This is a genomic window from Sorangium sp. So ce1504 (assembly GCF_051521635.1).
GTDB lineage: Bacteria > Myxococcota_A > Polyangia > Polyangiales > Polyangiaceae > Sorangium > Sorangium cellulosum_B.
Window position 1 is genome coordinate 10,741,489 of record NZ_CP150365.1, and the last position, 20,264, is coordinate 10,761,752.

A 20,264-nucleotide genomic window follows, 5' to 3' on the forward strand; every position below is an offset into this window, starting at 1 on the left:
CGCGCGCCAATCGCTCAGCGCGACCACGCTCTCGCGGTTCCGCGAGACATCAGTTGTTTGCTGTCGATTCCCTCTTCGACCTGGCGCGCGTCAGCGGCCGACCGCCGACGCGTCTGCTGGACGTGCTTTGAACTACCACGGCGCGTCTCGTTGAAAATCTCAAATGCGTCCCCGCCATTCGAGGGTCCCGGGGTATGTCCACGCGTGACGCGTGTCGACGATCATGTGTTGTTTGCTGTCGCCGGCCGAGCACGGCCGCACGGCTGCGGCCATGAGCTCACGCACGGTGGCGGAAGGCCGTTTGACGCCCCCACACGCGTGACGCGCCGTCACGCAGCGTCCTCACGCAGAGCGTCAAATCGTCCCCGGTCACAGTCCGGCGACATCCTCCGCGCGCATCATCATCTCTTGGTCACGAGATGACCCCAAAGCGCACTTCCCGCCTGGCTGGGAAGAGCTGGCGACCGAGCGCGGGCAGATCGGACCGCCACAGCGACAGTGGCAAGGAGCCGACTCGCGACCGATCAGGTGCTCGACTCGTACCGGGTGTGCTGGCAGTTCGAACTGGAGATCAAGCGAGACGAGTCGATCGGCGGCCTGTCCAGCCGCCCGTGTCCCGTGAAGCTGTTGAGATGATTGCCGTCGTCCGCTCCGCCGCACCAGGGTGCCAGTCCGAACTCGACCCTGGTTGCGTGCCCGCGATAGGTTCCTAGTTCCGCCCGCCAGAAGTTCGGCCAGGGATCCGGAGAGAGAGTTCAACGCAAAGGCGCGAAGGCGCAAACGAATGAACAATTGTCGTGCATTTTTGCGTCTTTGCGCTCTTGGCCCCTTTGCGTTGAACTCTCTCTCCGTTCGCGATGCAGATCTCCCGGGCGGGATTTCTGATCCGCGGAACTAGTAGAGCCCGGCACGACCTTGGCCGGCGCGCTCCTACGACGCGCTCGCCGCCGGCCGACCTGACCCTTGAACGGCCGAGGCCTTCCAAAGCCCCAGCGCGCGCGCGCTCGGCAGCACCACCTGGGCGAGCGCGGCGTCCTGCAGCGCGCGCATCTCGGCCACGGCGAGGTGCCCGTGCGCCACGAGCGCCGCGGCGCGGCCGCCGGCCGCGGCGCGGCCGCCGCCCGGCTCGGCCCCGGGCGGGGGCGGACGCCCGAGCGACGCCGCGGCGGCCTCGAACACCTCGGCCACGGCGCGGCGCACCGGCTCGCCGCCGGCCCCGATCGCCCACGCCACCGTCAGCCAGGCGAGCTCGGCGTGCCGCGCCTCGTCCTCCGCGATCACCTCGAGCGCCGCCCGCACCGCGGGATCCTCGGCGCGGGCGCGCTGCTCCGCCGCGATCACCGCGGCCACGGTCTCGCCGACGCAGCCCTCCTCCGCGGCGGCGCGCGCCAGCGCCGCGAGATCCGCGGCGATCGGCACCGCCGGCGGCATCGGAAAGGCGGCCGGACCGACAGGGCCGCCCCGGTAGGCGGACGCGAGCGAGAACCCGAGGCGGGCGTGACCGACCTCGTCGAGCGCGGCGATGTGGGCCGCCTCGACGAGCGACGACGGCGCGCCGTGCGCCATGAGATCCAGCGCGAAGCGCGCGAACGACGCCACCGACGCGTGCTCCTCGAGCGCGCTCCGGAGCCATCCCCCGGCGAGCGTCTCCCGCTCCTCGTCCGTCAGATCCGCCAGCGAAGGCTGCTGCCCACCGGCGCCGCTCGCCGTCGCACGCGCGAGCCACCCCGCCTCGGCCGGCCGCGGAGCTGCCGTGAGGTGGTGCCCGTCCAGGGAAAAGGGCCGTCCCACCGCGGCGCAGTCGAGGGTGTTCTCCTCGACGATCACCTCGTAACAGCACGCGCCGTCACGGCGGGTCGCGTCGCTCTCCACCGACACGATCGTGTCTTTCTCCAGCTCTCTGTCCTTGCCGTCGCAGGGCCGGTAGATGGTCATGAACTCCTCCAGCGCCGCCTCGCGGTCCAGGCAAGCCCCGAGCTCGTCGAACCAATCGAAGCAACGGAACTCCTGGGCGCTTTCGGCCTCGGCCGCGGCCTCTCCGCAGCCCGGCGCTGCGACGAGGAGCGCTGCGGCCGCCGAGGGGCCAGCGCTCTGCAAGAGACGGGCGATGAGCGTTCGTCGAAAGGATCGGTCGAGCAGCATGACGTGCACCTCCAGCCCCTGCCCGCTGCCTCATGAGCACGGCGAGGAGCTCGGAACAGGGCGGCTTGTACCTGACGCTCCAGCCCCCATCGCAAGACATGGTCCACCGCCGCGCGGGGCGCGATCGCGTCGAGACCAGCGGTTTTCGCGGGGAGCGCAGCGGCCCCCCTCGATCGTCACGCCGCAGCGCTGACACACTCCGGCACTGCCCCGCCCGGGCGCGACCGTGGCCGCGCCCGGACCTGCGCGACGGCGCCGCCTACAGGGGGCTCACGTTGGTCGTGAACGACGCGTTCCGCAGGATGCGCCGCTGGCCGAGCGGCGTCGTGAAGCCGTTCTCCTTGTGGAAGGTCGAGGTGCTCCCGCCGCAGCTCGGATCGTCCCCGCCCCACCGCTCCGGGCAATGCGCCAGGATGTAGTCGCGATCCGGATTGCTGCCGCCGGGGCCCGTCCACCGGGTGTGCTTGATGCAGGCGGCGCCGTCCGCCGTCCACTCGGCCTCGAGGCTCATGCCAGAGTCCACGGTCTCGGTCTGGATGCCGAGCGCATCCCAGACGTCGATCGCCGTCCCGGTCTGGGTGTGCGGCACGCCGTCGCCGCAGTAGTCCGCGCGCACCATGCGGATGCACGCTTGATGGAAGTACGAGAGATCCCTGTCCTCGCAGCCGCTCGCATTGCACTCCGCCTCGGTCACCCATTCCCTGTAGCCCCACTCCGCGCACTTCCCGATCGCCGCGCCCTGACAGGCGAACGTGAACATGCCCCCGTCGTCCGAGTGGACCCCCGTCACCGCGTTCCACGTCCCCTTCACCGGGATCGCATCGAGGCCCTCGCCGCAGATGTTCACCCAGACCCCGGGGCCGGCGCTGTACTTCACCGTGTAGTACTGGATCCCGTCGCGCTCGACGACGTTCGTGACGCGGACGAGCACCGACGACCCATCGTCCAGGACCGCCTCGACGTCCGCGCCGATGAAGTCGGCCCCGGCGACCGGCGCGCCGTCGCCCTCGCGCGTCCCGACCAGCGTCGTCGCGTCCAGCGAGACCCCGTTGAAGCGGACCCCGTTGAAGCGGACCCCGTTGAAGCGAACCCCGTTGAAGCGGACCCCGTTGAGGTTCACGCCGTTGAGCGTGCTCATCGCGAACGAGCTCTCCGCCAGCGCTTCCTCGTCCTCGCCGCCGTCGATGTCCGCGGCGCAACCGGCGCCGAGGGAGTTGAGCCCGACCATCGCCCCTGCCAGGAACCCTCGCTTCAACATGATCGCCTCCGAACGCTGCCGCTAAAGCCGTGACGCCTTGCGCATCGACGGTCTTCCCTCGGGCGGTCGGGCCCCGATCACGCGAGCGATGAAGCCCGCGGCGGCTCGAGCGCCGCAGGCCTCGTCGCCTTCACGGTGGTGGAGGGAACGAGGCGCAGATGCGGAGCCCGATCACCGGGTCGAGGAAGGTGCCATCAACGACGGTCCGGTTGTCACTTCGGACCGAGGTTTGATCATAGATATAAGCACCACCTCGCAACAGCACTTTGTCGGTCTCGATCGAAGAAATGGCCCACTCCAGCACGTTCCCCGCCATGTCATCGACCCCGAACGGACTACGTGAGGCGGGGTGGGAGCCCACCTCATCCGGCCCCATCGTGGAGCTCTCCTTGCCGTAGGTCTCATCGAAGTTGGCGTCGCCGGGAGACAGCCTGTCCCCGTGCGGGAAGATGCGGCTGTCGGCGCCCCGCGCCGCGCGCTCCCACTCGTAGTCGCTGCAGAGGCGGGCTCCGCGCACGCGGCCTGTCCTGTGGAGCCACGCGGCATACTCGGTGGCCTGAGCGAAGGAGATGCCCGTGACGGGGAAACGAAGCCAGTCCTGCTGCGCGCGGACCGCCCGCGATGGATACACGAGCGGCTCTCCTGCCCGCGCGGTATACGCCTGGACCGTGGGCTGAATCGTGAGCTGCCACACACCACTTGGCAGGCGACGCAGCCCCAGGGCGCCTGTCATGGCGCCGTTGCCCGCCTGGATGGACGAGCTGCCGCGGGACTCCTTCGGGAGCTCCTGGATGTAGTCGAGCCACTCCTGGAACGTCGTCTCGTGTCGCGCAATCAGGTACGCGCCTGTGCGGATCTCGTGGAGAGGAACGGTGGAGAGGAACGCCCACCGGTACATGTCGTCGAGGGCGGCGCCGAAGAGGAACCGGCCCGGCGGGATGTAGATGTACCCGGGAGGAACGTCCCCGGCGTGCGGCAGCGGGATGGAGAGCTTCAATGACTCTCCGCGTTGGACCAGGAACGGATAACGCACGATGGTGCGATTCCGCGCCTCGCAGGTGAGCAGGTAGGAGCCCTGCGCGAGCGCGATGCTCGCGAAGGGCGTCGTCCCGAGCAGGCGCTGGCCGGTCAGCTGCCGGCGCCCCTCCGCGTCGCTCTCGTACCGCTCCAGCGTGATGTCCGCGCCGGGGGGATCGGTCTCGATGGCGACCTCTGCGGGCGCGTTCCATCGCTGCCGGCGCGCGCCGTCGGGATCGTACGTGGTCATGCGCTGGAGCAGCTCGTCGCGCAGCGAGGCGTGGCCGCGCGTGTCCGCGGCGAGCGCGCGCTCGTAGAGCACGTCGCCGAGCCGCGCGCGCGCGTCGTTGCGGGCGCCGTCGAGCGTGAGCGCCGCCTCCAGCTTCTGGCTCACCTGCAGCTGCAGCCGCTCGGCCTCGGCGGCGCGACCCTGCGCGCGCTCCCAGAGCGCCTCCCCCTCGTCGCGGCGCCGGCGATCGAACGCCGAGAGCGCCTCCGCGCGGATGGCCTCGGCCTCGGCGCGCTCGATCGCCGCGGCGGACGAGGTGAGCGCGGCCTCGTGGATCTTCCTGTCCGCCCGCGCGGCGAGCTGGCGCGCCGCCCTGAGCTCCAGCGCGCCGTAGAGCAGCGCGGCGACGAGCGGGACGCCCACGACGAGGGCCCACCTGGCCACGCGCTGCGTCAGGACGGCGCGCCGCGACGCCCTCAGGAACGCCGCCTCGCGCGGCGGCAGGTCGGCCGGGTCGAGGTCCCTCGCCTCCTTGAGCTGGCGCGCGCTGAAGAGCGCGTCGCGGCGCCGACCGAGCCGCTCCCACTCGGCGGCCGAGGCGTCGAGGCGCTGGCGCGTCGCGCGCTGCTCGCGCTGCTCCTCGAGCCAGTGGCGCAGCGTCCCCCAGCCGTGGATCAGGGCCTCGTGGGCGATCTCGTAGACCGTCCCCTGCTCGCCTTCGCGCGCGAACAGGAGGCGACCCTGCACGAGCGCGTCGAGCGCGGCGCGCGCCGCCCCGTCGCCGCCCTTCTCCGCGAGCTCGCCCTCGGCGCGCCGCGCCCGCGTGCCCTGCGGGGTGATGAGCGCGCCGAGCAGCCGCCGCGCGGCCGCGTGGACCTCGGGCGGCATGCGGCCGAGCACGCGATCGGCGTGGCGGGCGAGCGCGCCCTCGACCCCGCCGATCTGCGCGAGATCGGCGCTGCTGAGCGGCGCGTCGGGCGCGGCGCGGGCGTCCCAGAGCTCGGCGAGCGCGAACTGGAGGAGCGGCAGCCCGCCCTCGGCGCGCGCGGTGGACTCGACGAGCGCGTCGACGACCGCGTCGGACTCGAACGCGACGCCCTTGGCCAGCGCCGGCCCGGTGATCGCCTCGCGGAGCTTGTCCGCCGACATCGGGCGGAGCAGGTAAAGCGCGCGCTCGATGTCGTCGCCCAGGCCGGAGATGCCGGCGACGCGCGCGAGGAAGTCGCCGCGCACCGTGGCGAGCAGGCGCAGGGAGGGCGAGCGCGCCGCGAAGGCGCTGAGCACCTCGCCGACGAGCGCCGCCTCGCCCGGGCTGCTCAGCGTCGCGAGCTCTTCCATCTGGTCGATGAACAGCACGAGCCCGCCGCGCTCCCCGAGGCGCGCGCGGAGGTCGCGGGCGAGGGAGCCCGGCGCGGCGCGCACGGCCTGGGCGATGCGCTCGGCGGGCGCGCCGAGGACCGGCTCGAGCGCGGCGGCCAGCGCGGCGAGCGGCTGCCGGCCGGGCACCATCATGGCTGCCTGGAAGGCGCGCCCGCCGCCGAGGGCGCCCTCGAGCACGAGCGAGAGCACGCCGGCCCGGCAGAGCGAGGACTTGCCCGAGCCCGAGTCGCCGGCCACGACGATCATGGGCTCGGAGCGGAGCCGGTCGAGGATCGTCCCCGTCTCGGAGCTGCGCCCGTAGAACACGGCGCGGTGCTCGAGATCGAAGACGAGGAGCCCGCGGTAGGGGTTGCCCTCCGGGGCGACGGAGGCGTGGCGGCTCCTGGCGAGCAGCTGTTCGAGCGCGTCGCGCAGCTCGTCGCCCGAGGCGAAGCGGTCGGCCGGGTCGATCTCGAGGCACCGCTCGATGACGGCCGCGAGCCGCGGATCGACGCCCGGCGCGAGGGCGCCGAGGGGCCGGGGCGCCTCGGTCTGGACGACGAGCGGGAGCTCGGTCATCGGCACGTCGTCGTGCGGCGGGACGCCGGCGCAGAGCTCGAAGAGCAGCGCGCCGAGCGAGTACACGTCGGAGCGGCGCGTCGCGAGCTCGTCGCGCCACAGCTCGGGCGGCAGGTAGTGGGGCGTGCCGCCGCCGACGCTCGTCGTCACGTCGAGCAGGCGCGCCGCCATCTCGGCCGCCTCGCGGAACTCGCCCTCGAGCGGCTCATCGCCCGGCGGGATCGCCGCGTCGGCGTCGCCATGCGCTCCTCGCAGGGCCTCGCCGCCAGAGAGCGCGTCCTCGCCGAGCGCGTCGGATCGCCCTCCGGGCATGTCCGATCGGGTCCCGGGCATGTCCGATCGCCCTCCGGGCATGTCCGATCGCCCTCCGGGCATGTCCGATCGCCCTCCTGGGACGTCGGATCGCACGAAAGGGATGTCGTATCGTCCTCCTGGGACGTCGGATCGCGCCCCGCGCGTGTCGGGCCGCGCCGCCGGCTCGAGGAGCTTTGCGAGGCCGAAGTCGAGGAGCTTCGCCTCGCCTTCCGCGGTGAGGACCGCGTTGGCCGGCTTGATGTCGAGGTGCAGCACCCCCCGGCGGTGGGCGGCCGCGAGGCCCCGCGCGAGGCCCGCGCCGAGCTCGAGCACGCGGCGCGAGGGCATCGGTATGTCGACGCGGTCGAGGCTCTGACCGCGGACGAACTCCGAGACGACGAACAGCCGTCCCCGGAGCTCGCCCACGCGGAAGATGGCGACGACGTTCGGGTGCTGGATGCGGGCGGCCGCGCGCGCCTCGGCGAGCAGACGCGCGCGCACCTCGGCGTCCGCGGTCGCCGCGCGGATGAACTTCACCGCGACCATGCGGTCGAGCAGCGTGTCGTGCGCGAGGTAGACGTCGCCCATGCCGCCGCTGCCGAGCTTCTGGAGGAGCCGGTACTCCTCGAACCGGGTCGGCGGGTGGAAGCTCGACGGGCCGGGGCTCTCCGGGCCGAAGCTCGACGGGGCGAGGCTCGACGGGGCGAGGCTCTCCGGGCCTACGCTCGACGGCGGCAGGACGTCGCCCGCCCGCGGCTGCGTCTCCGCGCCGCCGGGGCGCAGGATGGCCTGCGAGAGGGTTGAAGCAATCTTCTCTTTCACGAGGGCCCGCCTCGCGCCAAGCGCCCGGGGACTATACTCGAGCCGAGCGTCCCCTGTGGGGTCCGCCGCCCGACGCCGCGCAGTCCACCCGCGCTCAACCCTGATCCAGGCCCGTCGACTGGCCCGCTATGTAGCGCCACACGCCCTCGCGGCACGCGTAGACCTGCGTGGAGCGGAACCGCGCGCTGAACGGCTCGCCGTGGCAGGTCCCCTCGTCGCGCACCACGCAGGTCACCACGGCGAGCTCGCCGTAGCTGCGCACGCTGACCTCCTCCGCGGTCTGCGCGCTCCAGCGCAGCGCGCCCCCCTCGACCGCCGTCAGGTACTCGGCCTTGCCCCAGAGGGTCCCCTGGGAATTGACGTACGAGAAGTCGTCTGCAAGGAGAAGCGCGAGCTCGGCGAGGTCGCGCTTCACCAGGGCGCGGGCGCGGCGTTCCATGACGTCACGGATGGCTTGCCCGAAGGCGGGGTGTTCGTCGGTCATGGAGGTCCGCGGCTCCACGCAGTGTTACCCGTGCGCCCTGACGCCGTCGACGGTGAAGTCAGGCCGCGACGAGGTGGGGCGTGGCGGACGGCGCCGGCAGGATCGCGGGCATCGGACGGCGGCGGCCTGGGGGTCCGAAGGCCTTGGGGCGCATCGCGGGGCGCGCGAACAGGCGCATCTTTCAATTCGGTTCATGAGGCCGCGTCAACCGCGTAGCCATCGACCCGATCATGAATCAACGATTTTGTTCCGCAAGGCCCGTATACCGCGGAGAACCCTCTTGCGGTTCTTGGCGAGACACATCCACCGGGGTAGCGTGGCCAGGTAGTCGCGGTCGGCCCAATGCATCCGCAGCCGCTCGCGCAGGGGACAGGCCATGTAGATCTCCAGGAGCGCGAGGTGATGGCTGTTGATCGCATGGAGGGTGTGGCCGCAGCACGCGACCCGAAGCCAGTACCGATACCCGCTCGGGTTCTGCTCGATGTGCCCGCATCGCGAGCAGCTCAGCGCCTCCTGGGGCGGCTCATGGCGGCGGGCCAACTCGGCACGTTCGCAGCAGCGCGGACAGGCGACGAGGAGGATCGTCACCGAACCCGGAGTGATGGGTCTCGGGCTGTGATCGTATTCCTCCCGAAACCGTCGTTTCACTGGTGCCTCTGCCCACCGAACTATCAATCGATTGGTCCACCGAAGCCGCCGGGCCAGGTCTCTCCAGATCGTCGCGTCTCGTGAACGCCCCCACGAAAGTTTTCAGGAGCGGCTCTGCGTCGCAAGGCCCAATTGCTGTCCCGCGCCATGGGGCAGTCGGTGTCTCCCTCGTCACGCTGAAGGAGGCGGCTGCCGCGAGGTGTCGCGATCTACGTCAGCGCTTCCTCTGCACCGGCCGCGGTCACGGCCTGCTCAAGCCATCGGTGCAACGTGGGCATGTCGACGCAGCCGTCGATCTGCGCCTCCAGCGCGGGACTGAGCGCGAGCCCACGCCGCGCCAGCACCGTGCGCAGCGCGGCGCGCGCTTCGATCAGCCGGCCTTCCTGCTGGCCTTCCTCGATGAGCTCCTCCTTCACCTCCGGGCTATCCGCGAGCAAGGTGCGCAGGATCCCCTGCCGGCGCGCCTCGATCTCCGGATCATCGGAGCGAGCGAACCGCCGCTTCAATTCCTCCTGGGTCCACGGTGACATCGGCATGTACTGTAGCATGGAGAGCACCCATTCCACTTCCCGCCGCGGTGCGACCCACCGGGCGAAATCGTCCAGGGCCCGTCCCGAGCGCGCCACCAGGAACGGCACCAGCTCGTCCCGCAGCGGCAGCTCGTTGGCCGCGATCCAGAGAAACTGAAACGGCGAGGGGCCGATGCGGTAACAGCCTGGCGCAAACCGCTCCAGCGCCCGCACGCCGTGGAGCCACGACGGCACGTGGGGAGCGACGAACCACAGCGGCTCCTCCCCCATCCACGGCGGGACGCGCTCCTCGACCCGCTCGACCTCCCGCGCCTGCCGGCGCAGCAGCGCCCGCTTGAGCTCCACCACGTCCACGTGATCGCCGGGCATCTTCAGCTCGACGAGCGTTTCGTCATGTCCCCGAGCCTCCGGCCATGGCGCAGCCAGGGGAGCCAGGCCGTCGGGCCGCAGCACCCGGAGGTAGCCGTCGGCCTGCACCCGATCGAGGCGAACCTCGGGCGCCTCCTGCCATTCGGCGGCGCCGCCCGTGACCCGCACCGCTTCCTCCGCGAACGTCTGCTTCGCGAACCGGTCCAGCTTTCCCACACGGCTCTGATATCGATGCTCGGGCACAAGCGCACTTGAAATAACCACTCTCCTCGGCAGAAATAGAGAGATCATTCCGGCAGGACGCGCGTAATTGCGTGAGCCTGGGTGCGCCGGGGACCCGGAGACTCACGACGGCCGGCGGGCATGGTCGTGCCGCCCTCCGAGGACGAGCCCCGCGTGCATGCTCGAACCGATCCGAGCGTTCCCCAGGCGGTCCGCCGCCCGACGCCGCGCGACGGGCTGGCCAACGGGCGCGCAGATCTGCTCTGTTACGGTGCTGCGGCTGTTGTCTACACCGGCCACGGCGACCTCGCGTGGCCAGGAGCGATCTCGAGGTGGCAGCGAACATGCGCAGATCCCCGCGGAACGACGCCGGCCTCCCCCGTGGCTCACGGACCTGGGAGCCATGAGCGACATCGACGTCCGGCTCGCCTGCGAGCCGCTCGGTGAGTGCGTCGTGCTGGAGCTCGCGGGGCGCGAGGCCATGGATGCCCTCTCGTCCTGGGAGGTGCGCGTCGCCGTCCCCGACGAGGTGGATCTCGCGGCGCTCCTCCGCGCCCCGGCGACGCTCGCGCTCGTCGACCCCGCCGAGGGCTCCGAGCGGCTCGTCCGCCTCCTCGTCGTCGAGGCGAGCTGCGATCTCCGCCGCGGCCGGGGGCGGATCTACGCGCTCCGCCTCTCGGATCCGCCATGGCTCCTCACGCTGCGCGGCGGCTACCGGGTCTTCCTCGAGAAGACCACCGAGCAGGTCGTGACCGAGGTGCTGGCGGGCGCGGACATCCCCACGGCGGCGATCGAGCCGCGGCTCGCGGACGCGTACCCGGTGCGGCCCCAGTGCGTCCAGTACGCCGAGGCGGAGTGGGCGTTCATCGAGCGCCTGCTGGCCGACGAGGGGATCTCGTACTGGTTCGACACCACGGCCGAGGGCGAGCACCGCATCGTCCTCGGCGACGGCAACGGCTCGCACGACGGGATCGAGGGCGGCGCGGCGCTCCCCTACGCCGGGGCCCGCGGGGCGAAGCTCGGCGCGCGCGCCCTCTCGTCGCTCGAGTGGGAGGAGCGGGCCGTGGCCGATCGGGTCACGGTGCGGGACTTCGACGTGCGCCACCCGGACGTCTACGTCGACGGCCACGCCGGCGAGGGCGAGCTCGCGTGGCTCGAGGTCCCGGCCGGCGTCCCCACGGCCGAGGCCGCGAAGGCGCGGGCCCGGAGGCGGCTGGAGCAGCTGCAGCGCGACAAGGTCACCGTCACGGGGGAGAGCGACTGCATCCGCCTCGGGCCAGGGCGCCTCGTGGAGATCACGGGCGCGGGGGCGGACCTCTTCGAGCAGCGGATGCTCGTCGCCGAGCTCTCCCACCGCTACGCGCGGCCGAGCCGCGACGGCGGCGCGGCCACGCCCTACGGAAACCGGATCGCGCTCAGGCCGACGAAGGCCGCGGACGGCGGAGATCACCCGCCCTTCCGGCCCGCGCTCCGCCCGGCGCCCGCGGTGGAGCACATCGACAGCGCGGTGATCACGGGGCCGCCCGGCGAGGAGATCCACGTCGACGATCTCGGCCGGATCAAGCTGCGCTTCCTCTGGGATCGCTCCGGGATCGCGGACGACCGCGCCTCGCACTGGATCCGCTGCCTCCAGCACCCGCTCGGCGCCTCGATGTTCCTGCCCCGCGTGGGCTGGGAGGTCCACGTCGGCTACCTCGACGGCTCGCCGGATCGCCCCTTCGTCCTCGGCCGCGCCTACAACGCGACCGCCGTCGCGCCGTTCCCGCTCCCCGCGGCGTCGGCGACGACCGCGCTCCAGTCGTGGACCACGCCGAGGAGCGGCGAGACCCAGGGGATCACGATGGTCGACGACGCGGGCGCGGAGGCGCTCTCGGTCCACGCCTCGCGGGATCTGTCGGTCAAGGTCGGCGGCCCGGAGACGACGCGGATCGACGGCGACGACGCGCAGGTCGTCGGCCTGTCGCTCACCAGCAACGTGCTCGGGAGCCACACCGCGCGCGTCGGGGCGACCCAGCGCGTCGACGTGGGGCAGGAGATGCTCCTCTCGGTCGAGGGGGCGAGCTCCGAGCTCGTCGGCGGGGCGGAGCTCGTCGACGTCACCGGCAACCGCGCCGTGCTGGCCAGCGGGTCGTGCGTCGAGGTCGTGGGCGGCGGCTACGCGCTGCTCTGCAACCAGTCCAACGTCAACGTGAGCGGCGGCTGCTCCCGGGTGGTGCTCGGGACGACGTCGATCGCGAGCGGCCTCGGCGTCACGGAGTCGGTCGCGGGAGCGCGCACCTACGCCTGCCGCGGCTCCCGGACGATCCGCTGCAGCAGCTACGCCGAGTCGATCAACGGCGGCAAGCGGAGCCAGGCGGGCGCGGTGCACGAGCGGGCCGCGGGGAACGTCGGCGTCAAGGCGTCGATCGGGACGATCACGGCCGGGAAGGTGTCGATCGGCGCGGGCGGGAAGGTGTCGATCAGCGCGCCGGTGGTGACGATCCAGGCCAGCGGCAGCATCGCGGCGGGCACGATGAGCTTGGGCGGCGGCAAGCTGAAGACGACCGGCGGCGTCACCCACGTGGACGGCGGCACGACCCGGCGCGCCAGCGGAAAGGCGGGCAAGTGAGCGAGCGACCCATCCTGCTCGAGATCCCCGGCGTGGACGCCGAGCTCCGCGTCCACGCGTGCCAGGTCGAGGAGCGCGCCTGCGCCCCGACGGTGGCCCACGCGCGCTGCGCCGCCTTCGTGGGCGGCGAGCCGACCGAGCTCGCGGCGCTCGATCTGATCGGCCGCGCCGCGACGCTCACGCTGCGCTTCCACGGCGTCGAGCGGCGCTTCGCGCTCGCGGTGGAGGCCGTCGAGGAGCGCGACGCCCACGCGCGCGTGACCCTCGCCTCGCCGGTCGCCCGGCTCGACGAGACGCGCGACTACCGGGTCTTCGTCGACGAGAGCGCCACCGAGATCGCGGCGCGCGTCCTCGGCGATCACGGCGTCCGCCTCGACCTCCGCGCCCGCCGCGCGGCGGCGAAGCGGCCCCACTGCGCGCAGGTCTTCGAGAGCGACCTCGGCTTCTGCGCCCGCCTCCTCGCCGAGGAGGGCATGAGCTGGTTCCCGGACGAGGGCGATCCCACGCTCCTCCACGTCGCCGACGCGCCCGAGACGTTCCTCGACACCGGCGCGGCGATCCCGTGGCGCGACGAGGCGGGGCTCGTCCCCGGGCGAGCCCTCACCGCGGCGCGGATCCGCAGGCGGGTGGCTGTCGAGAAGGTCGCGCTCAAGGCGTACGATTTCACCCGGCCAATGCTCGATCTGAGCGGCGCCTCGGGCGAGGGCGCGCTCGAGTGGTACGAGGTCCCGGGCGGCCTCGACGATCCGGACGCGGGCCGCGAGCTCGCGGCGATCCGCCTCGCCGAGCGCCGGGCCGGGGCGACCTCGCTCGAGGGCGAGGCCACGGCGCCGGAGCTCCGCGCCGGCGAGATCGTCGAGGTGACCGACCCGCCCGAGGAGCTCGGCGACGCGCGCTGGCTCGTGCTTGCCGTCGTGCACGAGGCGAGGGCGGAGGGGGGTCCGGAGGAGCTCGCTTACCGCGCTCGCTTCGAGGCGGTCCCGGCGCGCGACGGCTTCCGCCCGGCGCGCCGGGCCCCCGAGCCTCGCGGCGGCGCAGGGACCGCGGTGGTCACCGGGCCGCCGGGCAAGGAGATCGCCCTCGACGAGCACGGCCGCAGCCGCCTCCGGCTCCGCTGGGATCGCCAGGGCACGCGCGACACGTGCGGCACGTGCGGCACGTCAGACGACCGGAGCTCCGGCTTCGCCCGCGTGACCCAGCCGCAGCTCTCGGGCGCGATGCTGAACCCGCGGGTCGGCTGGGAGGAGCTCGTCGGCTTCAGCGACCGGGGCGGGGAGATCCCCGTGATCCTCGGCCGGCTATACAACGCCGTCCAGGCGCCGCCCGCCGCGCTGCCCGCGAAGAAGGTCGAGACCCGCCTCGGCACGCGGGCGACCCCCGGCGGCTCGGGCGGCAGCGGCGTCGGGATCAGCGACGAGGCCGGGAACGAGCGCCTCGGGCTCGACACGTCGGGCGACTACCGGGAGCGGACGGAGAACGACAAGCGGACCGAGATCGCCGGGCGATCCGAGCGCGTGGTCGGCGGCGCCCGGACGGTCGAGGTCAAGGAGCGGCGGGTCGAGAAGGTGGCGGGCGCGCTGTCGCTCGAGGTGGGCGGCGAGCGCAAGGTGGCGGTCGACTCGAACTACGGGCTGAAGGCGGCCTCCGAGGCGATCACCGTGGGGGGCGCCCGCGTGATCCGCGCCGGCGGCGACTACCTCACCGTGACGCCGAGCTTCGTCCGGATGGTGGGCGGAGTGAAACAGGAGGTCGGCGTCGAGCACCAGAGCGTGTTCGTCAAGGGCGCCTCGACGCTGCTCGTCGGCGGCTCGGTGAGCACCACCGCGGGCCCGTCGGAGTCGGTGGGCGTGGCCGGCGCGGCGATCGTGAAGGTCTCGGGCGCGCAGACCATCGACGCCGGCTCCTACGGCCTCACCGTGCGGGGGCTCTACGCAGAGAGCTTCGGCTCGCGCAGCGTCACCGCGGGAGGCGACGTCGCCGAGAGCTTCGGCAAGATCACGACCACCTCGCGGGGCGCCGCCGACATCGCCGGCGCCGAGATCGCCGTCGAGGCGGCCGCGAAGCTGACGATCAAGGCGCAGGGGGTGACGATCACCATGACCCCCGGCTCCATCACCATCTCGGGCAAGCTCGAGGGCCCGACGTCGAGCGTGGAGGAAGGGGTTCATCACTATGGCTAGGTCGCGCACGGTTCAGCAATCGACCGCCCGCCCCGCGCGGGGCGAGGCGAAGCCCCTCGGCCCCGGGCTCCACCCGGGGGTCGTGGAGATGATCGTCGCGCGCGGCGAGGAGAGCGACGCGCGCCCCGCGTTCCAGGTGCGCTCGAGCGACGGGCGCCGGCTCCTCGCGACGCTCGCCGCCGGCGTCTCACCCGCGTTCATCGAGGAGTGCATGCGCGAGGGCCGCACCGTCGTGCTCGCGGACGCGCACGGGGGCGTCGCCATCCTGGGCGCGCTCCAGACGGCCTCGGCGCCGGCGCCGGACGCGCACGGGACGCTCGCGCTCGACGCCCGCCACCTCCGGCTCCGCGCCAGGGAGACGCTGGAGCTCGAGGTGCCGGGATCGAGCCTCCGGATCGAGCCCGGCGGCGCGGTGCGGATCGAGGGCGACCGGCTGGTGATCGACATGGCGGCGCTCGTGCGGATCTTCTCGGCGCGGGTGGAGCTGCCGTGAGCGGCGTCGCGCTGACGATCGAGGGCGATCCGGATCTCTCGCCTTCGCGCGTCCGCGGCGTGGAGCGGCTCGGAGAGGCCTCGGCGTTCGAGATCGATCTCCATGGCCCGAGGGACGCGCTCGTCGCGCCCGGGAGCGTGCTCCGCAAGGCGGGACGGCTCGCTCTGGACGCCCCCACGGGGAGCCGGACGTTCCTCGGCGTCGTCACCCGGTTCGCCGTGATCGCGAGCGATCACGAGCACCTGCGAGCTTACCGGCTCACGCTCGCGTCGCGCTTCGCGTTGCTCGCGCTCACCCGGAGGGCGCGCACGTTCCAGGAGATGACTGCGCCGGAGATCGTCGAGCAGGTGGTGCGACGGGGCGGCTACAGGACCGTGCGCAAGCGGCTCGCGACGTCCTACCCGAAGCGCCGCTACGTCGTGCAGTACCAGGAGAGCGACGCGACGTTCGTCCGGCGGATCTGCGAGGAGCACGGGCTGTATTTCCGGTTCGAGGACGACGGCGAGGGCGAGGTGTTCGTCCTCGAGGACGACTCCGCCTCCGCCGAGGACGCCTACCCGGGCGGCGTCGCGCTGGTCACCCGCAGCACGCTGGACGAGCCGGGGCCCGTCGCGGTGGACGCGGCGCGGCGGCTCCGGCGCGCGGTCGGCAAGGTCGTCCTCCGCGATCACAACCCGGATCAGCCCCGGCTCTCGCTCGAGGCCGAGGCCTCGGGGGGCGTCGAGGCGGAGCGGGACGTGGAGGTCTACGAGGCGCCCGGCGGCTTCGCCTCGCCGGCGGAGGGCGCGGCGCGCGCGCGGATCCGGCTCGAGTCGCTGCGCGCCGAGGCCGCGCGCCTGTCGTTCGACAGCAACGCGCTCGCGCTCTCGCCCGGCGCGCGCTGCCGCCTCGTGGAGGCGCCGGACCACCACGGCGTCGTCCAGGCGGCGGGCGACTGCGTGGTGACCGACGTCGCGCTGCGCTGGGACGCGAGCGACGGGGTCCTCCGCGCCAGCGTCGGGGCGATCCCGGCCAGCGTGCCGTTCCGCCTGCCGAAGGTCACGCCGAGGCCGCGCATCGCCGGCGTGCAGTCGGCCTGGGTCACCGGGGAGCGCGGGCAGGAGATCCACCCCGACGCGCTCGGCCGCGTCCACCTCCGCTTCCACTGGGATCTGCACGGCGAGGGCGACCAGCGGAGCAGCCTGCCCGTGCGGGTGGCGCAGCCGCACCTGCCGGATCCGATGCTCCTGCCGCGCGTGGGCTGGGAGGTCTTCGTGATGTTCGAGGACGGCGATCCGGATCGCCCCGTTGTGCTCGGGCGCTCGTACAACGAGAAGCAGCGGCCGCCCCTCGCGCTGCCCGCGAACAAGACGGTGACGTCGATCGCGACCGACAGCTCGCCCGGCGCAGGGGCGCGGACGGCGATCCAGATGGACGACGCCGCCGGCCGCGAGCACGTCCTCGTGCACGCGCCCTTCGCCAAGGAGACGACAGTCGGGGGCGACCACGAGGCGCAGACGCTGAAGAACGAGGATCTCCAGGTCGGCGCCGCCCTGCAGGCCGAGGTCGGGGGCGACGAGTCGACCTCGGTGCACCTCGGGTACATCGGCGGCTACGGCTCCCGCAGCGTGACGGTGGGCGCCGCGCAGCGACAGAGCGCGGGGGGCAACTTCGTGAGCGAGGTGGGCGCCGAGACGGCCGTGGTGGGGGGGATGCTCGTGGAGCAGGCCGGCAACCCCGTGAAGGGCGCGGCCAATCTCGCCGCGTCCGCGCTGCTGTCGAAGGTGAGCGCGCGGGGCGCCGCCGGGCAGATCGCGGCGTCCGCGATGGGCGCGTCGCGCGCGGCCTACGAGGGCTACCAGGCGAAGGGCGCGGAGGGCGCGCTCGCCGCGATCAAGGACAGCGCGGCGGGCAGCGCGATGTCGCTGCTGCCGGGGGGCGAGGCGATCCTGGCGGCGGTGAAGGGGTCGTCGAGCCCGATGCCGTGGGATCACGGCCGGCCCGCGCAGGGCGAGGCGGCGCCGGGCGGCGGGACCGCGGGGGCCAGCGGCGCAGGCGGCGGCCCGGCGGGCCCCGGCCCGGGCCACCGCAGCGTCGTCGCGAGCGGCTCGTACACCGAGACGGTGGGCGCCCTCTACGCGCTGACCACGCCGGGCCCCGTCTCGTGGGTGACCGCCGGCCCCGCGACGACCGTGATCAACGGGAGCCACACGAGCAGCGCGGCGAGCGCCGGCCTCCAGGTGGGCGGCGGCCTCGGCGAGTGGCTCGGATCGCTGAACATCGGCAGCCGGGGGGCGATCACCCGGAGCGTCGCGGGGGCCATGACCTCGGACGTGAAGGGCGCGCTGAGGATCAGCGCGGGCGGCTCGTACACGCTCACCGCGAAGAGCGCGCTGACGCTCGAGGTGAGCGGGAACCTGAAGCTCGGCGGCAGCCCGATCACCTTCCGGTGCGGCGCGTCCGAGATCTCGGCGACGCCGGCGGGCGTCACGATCAAGTCCCCCTCGATCACCATCACCGGGAGCTCGAAGCAGTCGGGCTCGCTCACGCACCGATGAAGCTCACCGTGCTCGGCCTCGGCCTGGTCTCGCCCGCCGGCGCCTCGGCGCGCGATCACGTCTTCTTTCCGCGCGCCGGGGCGCCGCCGCCCCCGCCGTCGCCGTTCATCGGGCCCGACGGGCGCCGGATCGACGCGCGCCACTGCCCGTGGATCAGGCCCTCGCAGGCCGACGCGGGCCGCCTCCTCGCGCTCGCCCGAGGCGCCGTCGCCGAGGCCCTCGCGGCGCTGCCGGGGGGCGACGCCGCGGGGATCCCGCGCTTCGTCGTGACGCCGGCGCCACGGCCGGGGTTGCCCGAGGGGGCGCTCTCGGAGCTGGCCCGCGCGCTCGGCCCCGCGGCGCAGCGCTTCACCGGGGCGGCGGGCGCGTTCGCGGCGCTGGCGCGGATCGCGGAGCTGCTCGCGGGCGGCGCGGGCGGCGCGGGCGGCGCCGCGCTCCTCGTCGGCGTCGACTCGTACGCCGGGGTGGACGCGCTCGCCGAGCGGCGGCGGAGGCCGGAGAGCCCGTGGCTGCTCGCGCCGCCGCCGCCGTCCGAGGGCGCGGGGGCGCTGCTCGTGGCCTCCGCGGAGCAGGCGTCGCGGTGGGGGGTGGCGGCCGTGGGAGAGATCGTCGCGAGCCGGCACGCGCCGGGGCGCGCGACCGACGAGGACGACGAGCCCGTCGACGCGGCGGCGATGACCGCGCTCCTCCGCAGCTTGCCTGCCGATGCCGGGTCGATCCAGGCCGTCTTCGGGCAAGGGCGTGTTGGCGCGCTCCGGTGCCGGGAGTGGCAGTTCACGACGGCGCGGTGCGCGGAGCGGCTCTCGCCGACGTATTTCGATCGCTGCCTCGAGGCGGAGATCGGCGAGCTCGGCGCCGCGGCGGGCGTGATGGGCCTCGCGTGTGCGTTCGCGACGCTCCGGCACGGCGCGGCGCCGGCCGAGGCCGGGAGGTCGTTCGTGGCCTGGGCGATCTCCCGGGATGGCACCCGCGGGATCGCGCTCGGCGCCGCGCCGCGCACGGGAGCGGGCAAGGTCGCGGCGGGAGCGGAGGGGGCGCTTCCGGTGATGACGCCGCTCTCGGGGGCGGTGATCGCGCGGGGGGTGGAGCGCGAGGCGTTCGTCCCGCCGCCGGTCGAGGCGGAGGAGCCGGGAGACGAGGCGTGGCTCGAGGAGGGCGCGGGGGAGGTGGGCGCGGCGGCGGCGATCGCTGCGGCGAGCATCGCGGCGGCGACCGTCGCGGCGGCGAACGATGTGGCGCCGGCGCTCCCGGAGTTGCCGCGCGAGAGCGCACCCGCGCCGCTGGTGCGGCTCGACGCGAGGCGCGTGACCGAGGTCACGCTGGCGGGGTTCTACGCGTCGGTCGTGGATCATTGCGCGGAGCTCGTGGCCGCGCTCGCTCGCGACCGCGTCGAGGGGCGGCGCTCGTGGCTGCCTGAGACGGAGGCGCGGATGCTCCGGCAGATCGACGCGATCGTGGCCGCGGGGCCGCGGGCGCTGATCGAGGTCGCCGCGTTCTGGGAGCGCTGGATGGATGACGCGTGGAAGTCGTTCGCGGGCGCGATCTCGCTCACCGCCTTCGCGGGGGACGACGCGCTCGCCGCGATCCACCGGGCGGCGCACCTGCTCCCGCAGGACGCCGAGGACCATGCGATCGCCGTGGCCGAGGCGCTCGCGCTGGTCGAGCGGCCTGGGCTCGCGGGGCTGGCGCGGGCGCTGTCGGCGTCGGCGCACCCGATCGCGCGGGCTGCCGGCGTGAACCTGCGCTCGATGCGCGGCGAGCTGCCGGTCGAGGCGCTCGGCGCCGCGCTCGCCGACGAGCACGACGCGGTGGTGCGCGCCGGGATCTGGGGCTGTGAGCGGCTGTCGCCGGCGCAGCGTGCGCGCTTCGTCGAGCACTTGCGAAGGCTGAGTGGAGAGGCATCCCCCGCCGTGGCCTGGTCGGCGGCGCGGGTGCTCGTGATCGGCGGCGAGGTGGAACTCGTGCGCGACGAGGCGCTGTGCGCACGGCTCGGGCCGTACGCGACGGAGCTGTTCGCGCTGGCCGGGGAGCCGGGCGACTGGCCCCGGCTCGAGAGCCTGCTCGGCCGCCACCGGGCGACACGCGGGGCGCTCTCCGCGGTGGCGCGCTTCGGCTGCCCGGCGAGCGCCGGGTGGATGATCCAGCGGCTCGACGACGAGACGCTCGCGGACGATGCGGCGGAGGCGCTGCGCACGCTGTTCGGGCCGGTCGTCGAGGAGGCGCGGGAGCTGGAGGCCGGGGCCTGGCGCGAGGCGATCGCGGCGCAGCGGCTCGATCCGAGGGCGCGTTACCGCGGGGGGCGAGCGCTTTCGATCGCGGTGGCGGCGGAGGAGTGCGCATCGGGAAGGCTGTCGCGCGTCGCCGTGGAGGCGCGGGTCGATGAGCTGCGCGCACGGCTGAGGCTGCCCGATGCGGTTGACGTGAGCGGGTTCTGGGCGAGGGCGGAGGCGAACCTGGCGGCGTTGCTGAAGGTGGCGCGGAGCCGGGGCTGAG

General features: G+C 73.7%; 12 protein-coding genes. 6 read left to right on the forward strand and 6 right to left on the reverse strand.

What is annotated here, in order from left to right; genetic code table 11:
• Positions 1 to 498: 498 nt before the first annotated feature.
• A complete protein-coding gene (locus WMF39_RS40415) occupies positions 499 to 636 on the forward strand; it encodes a hypothetical protein (protein WP_437741772.1) in 138 nt (45 codons plus the stop codon).
• 294 nt (positions 637 to 930) lie between these two features.
• Here WMF39_RS40415 and WMF39_RS40420 read toward each other — a convergent pair whose 3' ends face one another.
• The 6 genes from WMF39_RS40420 to WMF39_RS40445 form a co-directional block, all read right to left on the reverse strand.
• Positions 931 to 2,142, reverse strand: a complete 1,212-nt coding sequence (locus WMF39_RS40420) for a ferritin-like domain-containing protein (protein WP_437741773.1) — start codon at positions 2,140 to 2,142, stop codon at positions 931 to 933.
• A gap of 259 nt (positions 2,143 to 2,401) precedes the next feature.
• Complete coding sequence (locus tag WMF39_RS40425; RefSeq protein ID WP_437741774.1) at positions 2,402 to 3,400, reverse strand: ADYC domain-containing protein; 999 nt, start codon at positions 3,398 to 3,400, stop codon at positions 2,402 to 2,404.
• A gap of 130 nt (positions 3,401 to 3,530) precedes the next feature.
• Positions 3,531 to 7,700, reverse strand: coding sequence for an nSTAND1 domain-containing NTPase (locus WMF39_RS40430; protein WP_437741775.1), 4,170 nt, complete (start codon positions 7,698 to 7,700; stop codon positions 3,531 to 3,533).
• A gap of 94 nt (positions 7,701 to 7,794) precedes the next feature.
• Entirely contained in the window at positions 7,795 to 8,184 is a 390-nt protein-coding gene (locus WMF39_RS40435; protein WP_437741776.1) for a nuclear transport factor 2 family protein, read from the reverse strand.
• A 228-nt stretch (positions 8,185 to 8,412) separates the two neighbouring features.
• The gene (locus WMF39_RS40440) at positions 8,413 to 8,772 is read right to left on the reverse strand and encodes a hypothetical protein (RefSeq protein WP_437741777.1); all 360 of its coding nucleotides are present in this window, start codon (positions 8,770 to 8,772) and stop codon (positions 8,413 to 8,415) included.
• Positions 8,773 to 9,041: 269 nt separating this feature from the next.
• The gene (locus WMF39_RS40445; RefSeq protein ID WP_437741778.1) at positions 9,042 to 10,022 is read right to left on the reverse strand and encodes a hypothetical protein; all 981 of its coding nucleotides are present in this window, start codon (positions 10,020 to 10,022) and stop codon (positions 9,042 to 9,044) included.
• A gap of 334 nt (positions 10,023 to 10,356) precedes the next feature.
• On the opposite strand from WMF39_RS40445, the gene WMF39_RS40450 reads away from it, so the two are divergent.
• Genes WMF39_RS40450 through WMF39_RS40470 form a run of 5 tightly spaced genes read left to right on the forward strand, consistent with a single transcriptional unit; the run spans position 10,357 to position 20,263 of the window.
• Positions 10,357 to 12,561 (forward strand): type VI secretion system Vgr family protein, encoded by a 2,205-nt coding sequence (locus WMF39_RS40450; protein ID WP_437741779.1) that lies wholly within the window; start codon positions 10,357 to 10,359, stop codon positions 12,559 to 12,561.
• Positions 12,558 to 14,741, forward strand: a complete 2,184-nt coding sequence (locus WMF39_RS40455) for a type VI secretion system Vgr family protein (RefSeq protein ID WP_437741780.1) — start codon at positions 12,558 to 12,560, stop codon at positions 14,739 to 14,741. Before WMF39_RS40450 ends, WMF39_RS40455 begins: the two co-directional genes overlap by 4 nt.
• The gene (locus tag WMF39_RS40460; RefSeq protein WP_437741781.1) at positions 14,734 to 15,234 is read left to right on the forward strand and encodes a hypothetical protein; all 501 of its coding nucleotides are present in this window, start codon (positions 14,734 to 14,736) and stop codon (positions 15,232 to 15,234) included. The genes WMF39_RS40455 and WMF39_RS40460 overlap by 8 nt, the downstream gene beginning before the upstream one ends.
• Positions 15,231 to 17,771, forward strand: coding sequence for a type VI secretion system Vgr family protein (locus WMF39_RS40465; protein ID WP_437741782.1), 2,541 nt, complete (start codon positions 15,231 to 15,233; stop codon positions 17,769 to 17,771). The genes WMF39_RS40460 and WMF39_RS40465 overlap by 4 nt, the downstream gene beginning before the upstream one ends.
• Positions 17,768 to 20,263 (forward strand): hypothetical protein, encoded by a 2,496-nt coding sequence (locus WMF39_RS40470; RefSeq protein ID WP_437741783.1) that lies wholly within the window; start codon positions 17,768 to 17,770, stop codon positions 20,261 to 20,263. Before WMF39_RS40465 ends, WMF39_RS40470 begins: the two co-directional genes overlap by 4 nt.
• Position 20,264: the final 1 nt, after the last annotated feature.

Bases quoted from the DNA above. Each gene is read 5' to 3' on its own strand.
- WMF39_RS40445 (WP_437741778.1), bottom strand. From the start codon at position 10,022: ATGATCTCTCTATTTCTGCCGAGGAGAGTGGTTATTTCAAGTGCGCTT.
- WMF39_RS40425 (WP_437741774.1), bottom strand. From the start codon at position 3,400: ATGTTGAAGCGAGGGTTCCTGGCAGGGGCGATGGTCGGGCTCAACTCC.
- WMF39_RS40420 (WP_437741773.1), bottom strand. From the start codon at position 2,142: ATGCTGCTCGACCGATCCTTTCGACGAACGCTCATCGCCCGTCTCTTG.
- WMF39_RS40470 (WP_437741783.1), top strand. From the start codon at position 17,768: ATGAAGCTCACCGTGCTCGGCCTCGGCCTGGTCTCGCCCGCCGGCGCC.
- WMF39_RS40460 (WP_437741781.1), top strand. From the start codon at position 14,734: ATGGCTAGGTCGCGCACGGTTCAGCAATCGACCGCCCGCCCCGCGCGG.
- WMF39_RS40435 (WP_437741776.1), bottom strand. From the start codon at position 8,184: ATGACCGACGAACACCCCGCCTTCGGGCAAGCCATCCGTGACGTCATG.
- WMF39_RS40450 (WP_437741779.1), top strand. From the start codon at position 10,357: ATGAGCGACATCGACGTCCGGCTCGCCTGCGAGCCGCTCGGTGAGTGC.